Source organism: Stenotrophomonas sp. AB1(2024) (assembly GCF_037482345.1).
In the GTDB taxonomy this organism is placed as follows: domain Bacteria; phylum Pseudomonadota; class Gammaproteobacteria; order Xanthomonadales; family Xanthomonadaceae; genus Stenotrophomonas.
Map to the genome: position 1 here is coordinate 3517276 of NZ_JBBHKO020000001.1, position 12284 is coordinate 3529559.

Annotated in this window: 10 protein-coding genes; 4 read left to right on the forward strand and 6 right to left on the reverse strand. The window is 65.7% G+C overall.

Annotated features, from left to right (window positions below):
• The first annotated feature begins 4 nt into the window (after positions 1-4).
• Positions 5-1123 carry a cyclopropane fatty acyl phospholipid synthase gene (gene cfa, locus WIX41_RS15795; RefSeq protein WP_339449082.1) on the forward strand — a complete coding sequence of 373 codons (1119 nt, stop codon included), beginning with the start codon at positions 5-7 and terminating at the stop codon, positions 1121-1123.
• A 151-nt stretch (positions 1124-1274) separates the two neighbouring features.
• Here the strand turns inward: cfa and WIX41_RS15800 are convergent, their stop codons facing one another.
• The gene (locus WIX41_RS15800; RefSeq protein WP_339449084.1) at positions 1275-3440 is read right to left on the reverse strand and encodes a M3 family metallopeptidase; all 2166 of its coding nucleotides are present in this window, start codon (positions 3438-3440) and stop codon (positions 1275-1277) included.
• A gap of 295 nt (positions 3441-3735) precedes the next feature.
• On the opposite strand from WIX41_RS15800, the gene WIX41_RS15805 reads away from it, so the two are divergent.
• Positions 3736-4221: a glutathione peroxidase gene (locus WIX41_RS15805; RefSeq protein ID WP_339449086.1), complete on the forward strand. Its 486-nt coding sequence runs from the start codon at positions 3736-3738 to the stop codon at positions 4219-4221.
• Positions 4222-4315: 94 nt separating this feature from the next.
• Here WIX41_RS15805 and WIX41_RS15810 read toward each other — a convergent pair whose 3' ends face one another.
• The 3 genes from WIX41_RS15810 to WIX41_RS15820 form a co-directional block, all read right to left on the reverse strand.
• On the reverse strand, positions 4316-5095 hold the full coding sequence (locus tag WIX41_RS15810; RefSeq protein WP_339449088.1) for a ferredoxin--NADP reductase: 780 nt from the start codon (positions 5093-5095) through the stop codon (positions 4316-4318).
• A 125-nt stretch (positions 5096-5220) separates the two neighbouring features.
• Entirely contained in the window at positions 5221-7092 is a 1872-nt protein-coding gene (locus WIX41_RS15815; RefSeq protein ID WP_339449090.1) for an ABC transporter ATP-binding protein, read from the reverse strand.
• Between the two features lie 165 nt (positions 7093-7257).
• The gene (locus tag WIX41_RS15820; protein WP_313346165.1) at positions 7258-7701 is read right to left on the reverse strand and encodes a carboxymuconolactone decarboxylase family protein; all 444 of its coding nucleotides are present in this window, start codon (positions 7699-7701) and stop codon (positions 7258-7260) included.
• 222 nt (positions 7702-7923) lie between these two features.
• On the opposite strand from WIX41_RS15820, the gene WIX41_RS15825 reads away from it, so the two are divergent.
• Positions 7924-9441, forward strand: a complete 1518-nt coding sequence (locus tag WIX41_RS15825; RefSeq protein WP_339449098.1) for a fumarate hydratase — start codon at positions 7924-7926, stop codon at positions 9439-9441.
• 138 nt (positions 9442-9579) lie between these two features.
• The gene (locus WIX41_RS15830; protein WP_339449100.1) at positions 9580-10215 is read left to right on the forward strand and encodes a glutathione S-transferase family protein; all 636 of its coding nucleotides are present in this window, start codon (positions 9580-9582) and stop codon (positions 10213-10215) included.
• A 102-nt stretch (positions 10216-10317) separates the two neighbouring features.
• On the opposite strand, the gene WIX41_RS15835 is transcribed toward WIX41_RS15830, so the two are convergent.
• Together WIX41_RS15835 and WIX41_RS15840 are read right to left on the reverse strand one after the other, a co-directional pair.
• The gene (locus WIX41_RS15835; RefSeq protein ID WP_339449102.1) at positions 10318-11478 is read right to left on the reverse strand and encodes a phospholipase A; all 1161 of its coding nucleotides are present in this window, start codon (positions 11476-11478) and stop codon (positions 10318-10320) included.
• A 145-nt stretch (positions 11479-11623) separates the two neighbouring features.
• The gene (locus tag WIX41_RS15840) at positions 11624-12109 is read right to left on the reverse strand and encodes a DUF456 domain-containing protein (RefSeq protein ID WP_339449104.1); all 486 of its coding nucleotides are present in this window, start codon (positions 12107-12109) and stop codon (positions 11624-11626) included.
• Positions 12110-12284: the final 175 nt, after the last annotated feature.

Genomic DNA, 12284 nt, shown 5'->3' on the forward strand with positions numbered 1-12284 from the left:
GACCATGGACGTGGGGCTGCAACGGCGGGTGATCGAGTTGCTGCACGAGGCGGACGTCACCGTCGACGGTGACCGTCCGCACGACATCCGCGTGCACGATCCGCATTTCTACGCCCGCGTGATCGCGCAGGGCTCGCTCGGGCTGGGCGAGAGCTACATGGACGGGCTGTGGGATGCCGCTTCGCTGGATGGGTTCCTGCTGCACCTGATGCAGGCGCATCTTGACGAACGCGTGCACGGCTGGCGCGAGCTGGGCGACGCGCTGAAGGCGCGGCTGTTCAACCTGCAGGCTGGCGGCGGCAACCTTGAGGTGGGCCGTCGCCATTACGATCTTGGCAATGACCTGTACCACGCGATGCTCGGCAAGCGACTGGTCTACAGCTGTGCGTACTGGACCGGGGCAGGCGATCTGGACACCGCACAGGAAGCCAAGCTCGACCTGATCTGCCACAAGCTCGGGTTGCGTCCGGGCCAGCGTGTGCTGGATATTGGTTGCGGCTGGGGCGAGGCACTGAAGTTTGCCGCCGAACGCTACGGCGTATCCGGGGTGGGCATCACCATTTCGCAGGAACAGGCCGACCATGCCCGCCAGCTTTGCGCGGGATTGCCGATCGAGATCCGCCTGCAGGATTACCACGACGTTGAAGAAACCTTCGACGCGATCCTGTCGGTGGGCATGTTCGAGCATGTAGGCGACAAGAACTATCGCAGCTACTTCGAGATGGCGCGGCGCTGCCTGGCGCCGGATGGGCTGTTCCTGCTGCACAGCATCGGCAGCAATCTCTCGCGACACCGCACCGACCCATGGATTGCGCGCTACATCTTTCCCAATTCGATGCTGCCCTCGGCCGCGCAGATCACTGCCGCGTACGAGGGGCTGTTCGTGCTGGAGGACTGGCACAGTTTCGGCGCTGACTACGACCGCACGCTGCAGGCCTGGCGCAGCAACGTGGAAGCGGCCTGGCCGCAGCTGGACCGGCAGCGCTACGACGAACGTTTCAAGCGCATGTGGCGGTTCTACCTGGCCGGCTCGATGGCCAGTTTCCGCTGCAGGCACGCCCAGTTGTGGCAGCTGGTGCTGTCGCCGAACGGGGTGCCGGGCGGCTACATCGCACCGCGGTAACGGCGTAGCGCCACGCCCTGCGTGGCTGGAACGTCGTTCGGAAACCCGCAGCCACGCAGGGCGTGGCTCTACGGCTTTTGGTGCCAGGATCGGCCGGGCGAAAAAAAACCGCCCGGCAATGCCGGGCGGTTCGTCTTCCAGGCGGTTGGAATTATTTCGTTTCCGGAACCAGCCCACGCTTTTCCAGCAGCGGCTCGATCTGCGGCTCGTGGCCGGCGAAATCGCGGAACAGCTGCATCGCATCCACGCTGCCACCCTTGGACAACAGGGTTTGGCGGAAATGGTCGCCGTTCTTGCGGCTCAGGCCGCCGTTCTCGCGGAACCACTTCTGGGTGTTGGCATCGAGCACTTCGGACCAGATGTAGGCGTAGTAGCCGGCCGAGTAACCGCCCATGATGTGGCTGAAGTACGGGGTCTTGTAGCGCGGCGGCACCGGCGCGTAGTAGATGCCGTCCTTCTCCAGCGCGGCGCGCTCGAAGGCCATCACGTCCTTGGCGGCCGGCACCTGGTCCGGGCCGATCTGGTGCCAGCGCTGGTCCAGCATGGCCGCACCCAGGTACTCGGTGGTGGCAAAGCCCTGGTTGAACTTGGCTGCGGCAATCACCTTGTCCAGCAGCGCCTGCGGCATGGCGGTGCCGTCCTGGTAGTGCTTGGCGTAGTTCTTCAGGATGAGCGGGTTGTCCGACCACATCTCGTTGACCTGCGAGGGGAACTCGACGAAGTCGCGCGGCACCGAGGTGCCCGAGAAGTAGGGGTATTTCACGTTCGAGAACATGCCGTGCAGGGCATGGCCGAATTCGTGGAAGGTGGTGGTCACTTCATCCCAGGTCAGCAGGGTCGGCTGGCCGGCCGGCGGCTTGGGAATGTTGAGGTGGTTGGCCACCACCGGCTTGAAGCCGGTCAGCGCGGACTGCGATACGTAGGAGTTCATCCACGCACCGCCACGCTTGGACGCGCGCGCGTACGGGTCGAAGATGAAGATCGCCAGCTGGCTGCCGTCGGCATCGAACACGTCGTAGACGGTCACGTCGTCGTGGTACACCGGCAGGTCGGTGCGCTGCTTGAAGGTCAGACCGTATTCCTGGTTGGCGGCGAAGAACACGCCGTTTTCCAGTACGTTCTTCAGCTCGAAGTAGGGCTTGAGCTGGGATTCGTCGAAGTTGTACTTGGCCTGGCGCACCTTTTCGCTGTAGTAGGCCCAGTCCCACGCTTCCAGCTGGAAGGTCGGCTTGCCGGCAGCCTTCTGTTCCTTGTCGATCATCGCCTGCAGGTCGGCTGCTTCGCGCTTGGCGTTGGCCACTGCGGCCGGGGCCAGCTGGCCCAGCATGGCATTGACCGCTTCGGGGGTCTTGGCGGTCTGGTTGGTCAGGTTGTAGGCGGCGAAGTTGTCAAAGCCCATCAGCTTGGCCTTGTCGGCGCGCAGCTGCATGATGCGCGCGACCAGCCCGGTGTTGTCGAACTCGCCACCGCGGCTGCCACGGGTGACCGATGCGTCGTAGATCTTCTTGCGCAGGTCGCGGTTGGCCAGGTTGGTCAGCGGCGGCTGGCCGGTGGTGTTGAGCAGGGCGATGACGTACTTGCCGTCCAGCTTGCGTGCCTTGGCGGCTTCGGCGGCGGCGGCGATCTGTTCGGCCGACAGGCCGTCGAGCAGTTTGACGTCGTCGACGATCACCGCCGAGGCGTTCACTTCGTTCTGCACGTTCTGGCTGAACTTCGTGCCCAGGTTGGCCAGCTCGGCGTTCATTTCCTTGAGCTTGGTCTTGTCGGCTTCGTTGAGCTTGGCGCCGGCGCGCACGTAGCTTTCGTAGTACTTCTCGACCAGGCGCACGCCTTCGGCATCCAGGCCGAGCTGGGTACGGGTGTCATACAGGGCCTGGATGCGGGCGAACAGCTTGCCGTTCAGCGCGATCGCATCGCTGTGCGCGGCGAACTTCGCCGAGTAGTCGGCCTGCAGCTTCTTGCGCGCATCGTTGGTGTCGGCGCCGACCAGGCTGAAGAACACGGTGGTGGCGCGGTCCAGGGTGTCACCGCTCTTTTCCAGGGCGATGAGCGTGTTGTCGAAGGTCGGCTTGGCCCTGTTGTTGGCAATGGCCTCCACTTCCTTCAGCTGCTGGGCCATGCCGGCATCAAAGGCGGGGGCGAAGTCGCTGTCCTTGATCCTGTCGAACTGCGGGTAGTGCAGCGGCAGGGGGCTGTCGGCGAAGAACGGGTTGGCCTGCTGGGCGGTGCTGGCCGCAGGGGCGGCGGCAACGGCAGAGTAGGCGGGCAGGGCAAGGCCGAGGGTCACGGCGACGGCAAGCGCAAGACGGGTGGTCAAGGGGAAATCTCCGATAAGACAGGCGCCCGAGGTTAACCCGGGGTGAGGGGCCGGGGCTTGTGTCGAAAGGCATGTGCGGCGGGGGCATGCGGCCGCGCCGGGGATATCCGCATCCGGCGTAGAGCCACGCCCTGCGTGGCTGCGCGGTGCCCGACGAAGAGCAGCCACGCATCAGAGCCATGTTCCGTGCCCATGCCGTAGGATTGGGGCGCGTGGCGACGCGTTCATCGAACTGGCGCCCACCGGTCTCTCAGCGCGGCTCTACAATGCCCATACCCCTCCCTGGAGCACTGCCATGACCACCGCATTCGATTTCTCGTTCGTGGGCCTGGACGGCCAGCCACAGTCGCTGGACCAGTACCGCGGCAAGCCCCTGCTGCTGGTCAACGTGGCCAGCAAATGCGGCTTCACCCCGCAGTACGAGGGCCTGGAAGAGCTCTGGCGCACCTACCGCGAGCGCGGCCTGGTAGTGATCGGCTTCCCCTGCGACCAGTTCGGTCACCAGGAGCCGGGCAACGCAGAGGAGATCGCCAGTTTCTGCAAACTGACCTACGGCGTGGACTTCCCGCTGTCGGAGAAGATCGAGGTCAACGGTGACAACGCCCACCCGTTGTGGAAGTGGCTGAAGGCCGAGAAGACCGGCCTGCTCGGCATCGGCGCGATCAAATGGAACTTCAGCAAGTTCCTGATCGGCCGCGATGGCCAGGTGCGCGAACGTTATGCGCCGACCGACAAGCCGGAGAACCTGCGCGGCGATATCGAACAGGCATTGAATCCGTAGCGCCACGCCCTGCGTGGCTTCGCGGTGCCCGACCAAGAGCAGCCACGCAGGGCGTGGCTCTACGCCGGTGCGCCGGGCCACGGCCCGGCTGCGGTTATTTCTCGACGAACGCGCGCTCGAACACGTAATGCCCCGGCGTGCCGATGCGCGGTGAGGTCTGGAAGCCGCGGGCGTCCAGCACGCTGCGCAGGTCGGCCAGCATCTGCGGGCTGCCGCAGATCATGGCGCGGTCGTTTTCCGGGCTCAGTTCGGGCAGCCCCAGGGTGCGCTGCATCTCGCCGCTTTCCATCAGCGAGGTCAACCGGCCCTGGTTCGGGAACGGTTCGCGGGTCACGGCCGGGTAGTAGAGCAGCTTGTCGCCGATCATCCCGCCCAGGAATTCGTGCTCGCGCAGTTCCTTTTCGAACAGGTCGCGGTAGGCCAGGTCCTTTTCGTAGCGCACGCCGTGGGTGAGGATCACCTTGTCGAAACGCTCGTAGGTTTCCGGGTCCTTGATCACCGACAGCCATGGCGCCAGGCCGGTGCCGGTGCCCAGCAGGTACAGGTGTCTGCCCGGGTGCAGGTCGCTGATCAGCAGGGTGCCGGTGGGCTTCCTGCCGACCAGCACCTTGTCGCCCGGCTTGATGTGCTGCAGGCGCGAGGTCAGCGGACCGTCCTGCACCTTGATGCTGAAGAACTCCAGGTTCTCTTCCCAGTTCGCGCTGGCGATGGAATAGGCGCGCAGCAGCGGCCGCGCGTCGGTTTCCAGGCCGATCATCACGAACTGGCCGTTCTCGAAGCGGAAACCGCTGTCGCGGGTCGTGGTGAAGCTGAAGTAGGCGTCGGTCCAGTGACGGACCTCAAGCACCGTTTCGGCGCCGAAAGCGGAAGACATGGGGAGGGGGTCTGATCTGCGTTGTCGCGGCCATTCTAACGCAGATGAGATGAATTCTCATTGACTGCCGGGCAGCGGGGCAGAGCCCCGCTCTACGTCGTAGCGCCGGGCTCTGCCCGGCCGCTTCACCGGTAGCCGGCCGCCTGCAGCTCGAACAGTTCCGCATACCGCCCACCCTGCGCTATCAGCTCGGCATGGGTGCCGCTGGCCTCCAGACGACCCTCGGCCAGCACCAGAATCCGGTCGGCCATGCGCACCGAGGAGAACCGGTGCGAGATCAGCACGGCCGTTCGGTTGTCGGACAGTTCCTTGAAGCGCTGGAACACCTCGAATTCGGCACGGGCATCGAGCGCGGCGGTGGGTTCGTCCAGGATCATCACCTGCGCATCGCGCATGTAGGCCCGGGCAATGGCGATCTTCTGCCACTGCCCACCAGACAGGTCCACGCCCTGCTTGAAGCGGCGCCCGATCAGCTGCTCGTAGCCATGGGGCAGCCCGGCAATGACATCCTCGGCCATGCCCCGGCGCGCAGCGTCGCGGATGCGCGCATCGTCGGTCATCGCCTCGACCAGGCCCACCCCGATGTTCTCGCCGGCACTGAGGTTGTAGCGGACGAAATCCTGGAAGATCACCCCCATGTTGGCGCGCAGATCGTCCAGGTCGTAGTCGCGCAGGTCGCGGCCATCGAGCAGGATGCGCCCTTCATCGGGGTCGTACAGCCGCGCCAGCAGCTTCACCAGCGTGGTCTTGCCCGCGCCGTTCTCGCCGACCAGGGCCAGCACTTCACCGGCGCGCAGCTCGAAATCAAGGTGCCGCACCGCCCAGCGTTCCGCATCGGGGTACTGGAAGCCGACATTCTCGAACACGAAGCCCTGGCGGATCGGCTGGGGCACCGGCACCGCATCGGGGCGCGAATGGATCTCCGGCTGGATCTGGAAGAACGAGAACAGGTCGTCCAGGTACAGCGCCTGGCTGGCGACCTGCGAAAAGCCGATCAGCAGGCCCTCCAGCAGTTGGCGCAGGCGCAGGAAGCTGCCGGCCAGGAAGGTGAGGTCGCCAATGGAGAAATCGCCGCGCACGGTGCGCCAGGCGATGTAGGCATAGGCGGTGTAGTAGCCGAGCGTGCCCAGTGCGGCCAGCAGCGTGCCCCAGAACGCGCGTTTTCGAGCCAGTGCACGATTGGCGCGGAAGAACTTTTCGGCCAGGAACCGGTAGCGGTCGATCAGGAAGCGGTGGAGGTTGAAGATCTTCACCTCCTTGGCGGTTTCCACGCTGGCGCCGATCTGGCGCAGGTAATCCAGCTGCCGGCGTTCGGGCGTCCACTGGAAGTTGAGGCTGTAGCCGGCCGCGTTGAAGTGCGATTCGCCGATGAACGCCGGCACCAGCGCCACCCCCAGCAGCAGGATCAGCCACGGCGCGTACATCAGCAGGCCCACCGCCAGGCTGGCCACGGTGATGGCGTCCTGCACCTGGCCGAACAGCTGGCTCATCAGGTTCATCCGGCCCATGGTCTGGCGCCGGGCGCGGTCCAGCTTGTCCTGCAGGTCCGGGTCCTCGAAGTCCTCCAGGTCCAGTTCGGCGGCGTGTTCCATCAGGCGCACGCTGGTGACGTTGGTGAACAGCTCCGACAGCAGCGTGTCGGCGTAACTGACGATGCGGCCGAGCAGGTCCGAGGCGATGGCCAGGCCGAATTCCAGCGCCAGCAGGCCCAGCAGCGGATTGAGCAGGCCGCTGTACAACGCTTCATCGAACGGTGGGAAGCCGGCTTCGTGCCGGCTCAGCAGCAATGCGGCATCGATGATGAGCTTGCCCACATACAGCATCGCCACCGGCAACAAGGCGCGGATGACGCGCAGGCCCAGGCTGGCGGTGGCCAGCGCCGGACTGGTCTGCCAGACCTGGCGCAGGAACGGGGGCAGGTTGCGCATCGCGTTGAAGCGTTCGCGCAGGCTGGGGTTCTTCTGGCCGGGCGCGCCGGCAGCGGGGGAGGCGGGCATGGCCGACATTGTGCCCGGGGAGCGCGTGACAATCCCGTTCGTGATCGGTAGCGCCGGCCTGAAGGGGGCCCGCCAGGACGGCGGGCATAACGTTGGCCGGCCCATGCACGCGTTGCAATGTTCATGAGAGCCGGCCAACGGCCGGCGCTACCGGGTGATGCTTCGTTACGGCAGTGGCGGCAGAAGTCCTGCGCCCAGGCGGTTCCAGGCATTGATCACGGCAATGCCCATGCTCAGATCGCTGATGCCCTTTTCATCGAAATGCGGCGCCAGCGCATCGAACGCGGCATCGGACGGTGCGGCGGTGCTGAGCCGGGTCAGGGCTTCGGCCCAGCCAAGCGCGGCCTTTTCGCGGTCATCAAAAAAACGGCTCTCATGCCACGCGGGCAGGGTGTCCAGCTTGCGCGGCTCGATCCCGCCCTTGCGCAGCGCGGTGCCATGCATGTCCATGCAGTAGCCGCAGCCGTTGATCTGCGACACGCGCAGGAACACCAGCTCCATCAGGGTGGGGTCGATCGAGCTGTCATGCACGGCCTTGCTGGTGGCCAGCAGGCCCTTGAAGGCATCGGCGGCCAGGCGGGTATAGGGAACACGGGGCGAAGCGGACATCGGAACACTCCACGGCGACCGGAGCGGCCACCTTCACAAGTTAGACGGCCCAGCATACCGACCTGTGACAGCCTGTAATGCCCGATAACGCCGACAGGGGCGGTAGCGCCGGCCGTTGGCCGGCCCAGGCGGTACCGGATCACCCGCAAACCCCGCCACCTCCGCACGAAGGGGTAAAATGACGGGCTAACCCCCCGCCAGCCCCGAGCAAGCGAGCATTACGTGACATCGATCAAGCAGGAAGACCTCATCCAGTCCATCGCCGACGCGCTGCAGTACATCTCGTACTACCACCCGGTCGACTACATCAAGAGCCTCACCGCCGCCTACGAGCGCGAGGAGTCGCCGGCCGCGAAGGAAGCGATGGCCCAGATCCTGATCAACTCACGGATGTGCGCCGAGGGCCACCGGCCGATCTGCCAGGACACCGGCATCGTCACCGTGTTCCTGGAAATCGGCATGAACGTGCGCTGGGACGACGCCACCATGGGCGTGGAAGACATGGCCAACGAAGGCGTGCGCCGTGCCTACAACCACCCGGACAACAAGCTGCGCGCCTCGGTGCTGGCCGACCCGGCCGGCAAGCGTACCAATACGAAGGACAACACGCCGGGCGTGGTCAACGTCAAGGTGGTGCCGGGCGATACCGTCGAGGTGATCGTGGCGGCCAAGGGGGGCGGCTCGGAAGCCAAGAGCAAGTTCGCCATGCTCAACCCGTCCGATTCCATCGTCGACTGGGTGCTCAAGACCGTGCCGACCATGGGCGCCGGCTGGTGCCCGCCGGGCATGCTGGGCATCGGCATCGGCGGTACCGCCGAAAAGGCGATGCTGCTGGCCAAGGAATCGCTGATGGAGCCGATCGACATCAACGAGCTCAAGGCCCGCGGCGCCTCCAACCGCGCCGAAGAGCTGCGCCTGGAGCTGTACGAGAAGGTCAACGCGCTGGGCATCGGCGCGCAGGGCCTGGGCGGCCTGACCACGGTGCTGGACATCAAGGTCAAGGACTTCCCGACCCACGCGGCCAACCTGCCGGTGGCGATGATCCCCAACTGCGCCGCCACCCGCCACGCCCACTTCACCCTGGATGGCAGCGGCCCGGTGATGCTGGACCCGCCGTCGCTGGAAGACTGGCCGCAGATCACCTATGACGCCTCCAAGGGCACCCGCGTCGACCTGGACACGATCACCCCGGAAGACGTGGCCAGCTGGAAGCCGGGCCAGACCCTGCTGCTCAACGGCAAGCTGCTGACCGGCCGCGATGCCGCGCACAAGCGCATGGTGGACATGCTCAACAAGGGCGAGCCGCTGCCGGTCGACCTCAAGGGCCGTTTCATCTACTACGTGGGCCCGGTCGATCCGGTGCGCGACGAAGTGGTGGGCCCGGCCGGCCCGACCACCGCTACCCGCATGGACAAGTTCACCCGCCAGGTGCTGGAACAGACCGGCCTGCTGGGCATGGTCGGCAAGGCCGAACGCGGCCCGGCGGCGATCGAGGCGATCCGCGACAACAAGTCGGCCTACCTGATGGCGGTGGGCGGTTCGGCCTACCTGGTCTCCAAGGCGATCAAGGCGGCCAGGGTGGTGGGTTTTGCCGACCTGGGCATGGAAGCGATCTACGAATTCACCGTGCAGGACATGCCGGTGACCGTGGCGGTGGATTCCACCGGCGAATCGGTGCATATCACCGGCCCGCGCGAATGGCAGGCCCGCATCGGAAAGATTCCGGTGGTGGTGGCCTGAGGCCGCGCCTGCACGTGCAGTTCCGGTAGCGCCGGCCGTTGGCCGGCCTTCGGGACCGCCTGGGCCGGCCAACGGCCGGCGCTGCCGGTGCGCGGTTCGGCGATAATCCGGACCTGCTTCCACACAGGTATCGCGCCGATGACAACGACCTTGTATGGCTCCTCCAGCACCGCCTCGCTGGTGGTGCACTGGCTGCTGATCGAACTGGGCATCGAGCACAAGCTGGTGCTGCTCGATTTCGACACCCGCGAGCAGAAATCGGCCGATTACCTCGCACTCAATCCGGCCGGCCGCGTGCCCACGCTGGTCATGGGGGGCCAGGTGCTGACCGAGGCGGCCGCCATCGCGCTGCACCTGGCCGACCTGCACCCGCAGGCCGGGCTGCTGCCGGCACCGGGTAGCGCCGAACGCGCGCAGGCCTACCGCTGGATGTTCTGGTGCGCCAACACCCTGCAGTCGGCCTACCGTGCCTGGTTCTATGCCGATGAAGTGGCCGGCGCGGCGAACGTCGTGGCGGTGCGCGACGGAGCGCGGCAGCAGCTGGAAGCGGGCTGGGCACGCTTCGCCGAGCACCTGCAGCAGGCCGGCCCGTACGTGCTGGGCGACCGCATCAGCGTGGTCGATTTCATGCTGGTGATGCTGATGCGCTGGTCACGCAACATGCCCCGGCCAAGCGACACATGGCCGGAGCTCAAGGCCTACGCCGAACGGCTGAAGGCACGCCCGGCCTTCGCCGAGGTCTACCGCCGCGAAGGCATCACCGATTGGCGGTGACACGTGGCACTACGCGATCCCGCAACGGGCGTAGAGCCACGCCCTGCGTGGCTGAGCGTGGAATCATCACCGTTCCAGCCACGCAGGGCGTGGCTCTACCTATCAATACCACTCCAGTAGGGACACGCCGACACCCACATACGTCGCCTTGTGGTTGTAATCGATCATGCTCTCGCCATACCCGTCGAAAATCTGCACATGGCCGCGCAGCAGATTGCTGATCGGGAATCCGTAATCCAACTGCAGCGCCCCATGCGAACGATCGCCACCGCGCAGCGAATGCCGCGCCATCAGCGAAACCTCGTGGCCGTTGCGGTTCCAGGTCAGGGTGGCGTCACCGCGGCCCATGTAATCCTCGATGTCCGGGTTGTTGTCGTCTTCGCGGTCTTCGGGCACGCGGTACCACGGACGCAGTACCAGCGCCCAGTTCTCGCGGTCCAGGCCGATGGTGGCGATCACCCGGTTCCAGCTGCGCGACAGCGGATCGGCGCGGCCGTTGGACATGTGGTTGAGGCTGATTCCGCTCATGCGACCGCGCCAGCCGCCGATGGAATACCCGTTGCGGAAGACCATCATGATCTCCGGCTCGTAATTGGTCTCGCGGAATGGGCGTGAATTGTCGGCGTTGTAGGCCTGCCAGCGCGAGCTCTGCGTGTAGCCGGCCCAGACGTCGCCGTTGTCGCCGAACACGTTCTCCCAGACCTTGGTCTTGAAGCTGAGCTGGAACTTCAGCTCATTGCTGTCCAGCTGCTGCGGCGTGGTCACCGTATTGTCCGGATTGGGCGACTGCGGCATCTGGTTTTTGTCGCTGGTCCAGAACGCCGGCAGCAGGTACACCGGCTTGTAGGCGCGCAGCTGGAAGGCGCCCAGTTTGGAGTCCTGCGCCAGCTCCCAACGGCTGTCCAGCAACGAACCCTTGCCGGCATTGGCCAGCGCCGGATCGTGCCCATCGTTCTTGAAGACCTCGCCCAGGCGCTGCTTGACCCGTTCGGTGGCCGGAGCGTCCGGTGCGCGCGCGGCCTGGCGCTCTTCACGGCGTTCCTGTTTGGCCGCGGTGGCGGCGGCATCGGCGGCCTGGGTGGTTTTCACCGTGGGCCGGAACAACGTGTCGTAACAGGCCAGGCGAGCGGCGTCGGTGCCGACCAGTGCGCACGCTTCAGGCGAGGCCGGGGTGGGCGCGGCCTCCTGCGCGGCCAGCGGCATGCTTGCCGTGGCCAGGGCCAGGGCGGAGAACAAGGCTGAGCGTGGGCGCAGGGTGGTCATGGGGGGCAGGCCGTCAGAAAAGGTGAACAGGGACAGTGTGGCCGCTGTCCGTCGTTCCTGCCAGCGCGGCGGGTAACACGCACACGGGCCGGTCAGCGCGTTTATGCCGGTGTTCCCCGTGCGCGCGACGTGAAGCCGGCCAGGCTCAGAAGAACCAGGCGAACGCGAAAATGCCCAGCATGGCGATCACCAGGGCCAGCTTGAGCGCGAAACCGAGCAGGATGCCGAGCCAGGTGGCCAGGCCGACCTTGGTCGAACGGCCCAGCTCGCGGGTGTGCCAGTATTCCCCCAGCAACGCGCCGGCCAGCGGCCCCGCAAACAGACCGATCGGCATGAAGAACAGGCCGACGATGCTGCCGATGAAGGTGCCCCACAGTGCCTTGCGGCTGGCGCCGACCCGCTTGGCCCCGACCACGGTGGCCAGCACGTCCACCGCGAACGAGGCCAGGGTGAGCAGCCCGAGCACGGTCAAGGGCACCCAGCCGACATGGACGAAGCCGTCGGCCCAGGCCGCCACCAGCAGGCCGGCAAACACCAGTGGGATGCCCGGCAGGGCCGGCAGGATGATCCCGGCGATGCCGACCAGGACCAGCAGGACAGCGATGATGTGAAAGATGAATGAAGAGTCCATTCCAGTCAGTATGGTCGCTTATTTGGTATTGACATATGGGAATTGGGATAGTTGATTTTTCATTTTGCCCGGGTTAAGTTGCAGACGCTGAGCTTGGCAAGGTCACCGTGGATCGTGGCCTGATGATGGTAGATCTTCGATCCGCTCCATCGATGCACCTCGCTTCCCCCTTGCT

What these genes read in the sequence shown, in the direction of transcription:
- cfa (WP_339449082.1), top strand. Translation starts at nt 5, where the DNA reads ATGGACGTGGGGCTGCAACGGCGGGTGATCGAGTTGCTGCACGAGGCG.
- WIX41_RS15805 (WP_339449086.1), top strand. Translation starts at nt 3,736, where the DNA reads ATGACCACCGCATTCGATTTCTCGTTCGTGGGCCTGGACGGCCAGCCA.
- WIX41_RS15810 (WP_339449088.1), bottom strand. Translation starts at nt 5,095, where the DNA reads ATGTCTTCCGCTTTCGGCGCCGAAACGGTGCTTGAGGTCCGTCACTGG.
- WIX41_RS15815 (WP_339449090.1), bottom strand. Translation starts at nt 7,092, where the DNA reads ATGCCCGCCTCCCCCGCTGCCGGCGCGCCCGGCCAGAAGAACCCCAGC.
- WIX41_RS15820 (WP_313346165.1), bottom strand. Translation starts at nt 7,701, where the DNA reads ATGTCCGCTTCGCCCCGTGTTCCCTATACCCGCCTGGCCGCCGATGCC.
- WIX41_RS15830 (WP_339449100.1), top strand. Translation starts at nt 9,580, where the DNA reads ATGACAACGACCTTGTATGGCTCCTCCAGCACCGCCTCGCTGGTGGTG.
- WIX41_RS15835 (WP_339449102.1), bottom strand. Translation starts at nt 11,478, where the DNA reads ATGACCACCCTGCGCCCACGCTCAGCCTTGTTCTCCGCCCTGGCCCTG.
- WIX41_RS15840 (WP_339449104.1), bottom strand. Translation starts at nt 12,109, where the DNA reads ATGGACTCTTCATTCATCTTTCACATCATCGCTGTCCTGCTGGTCCTG.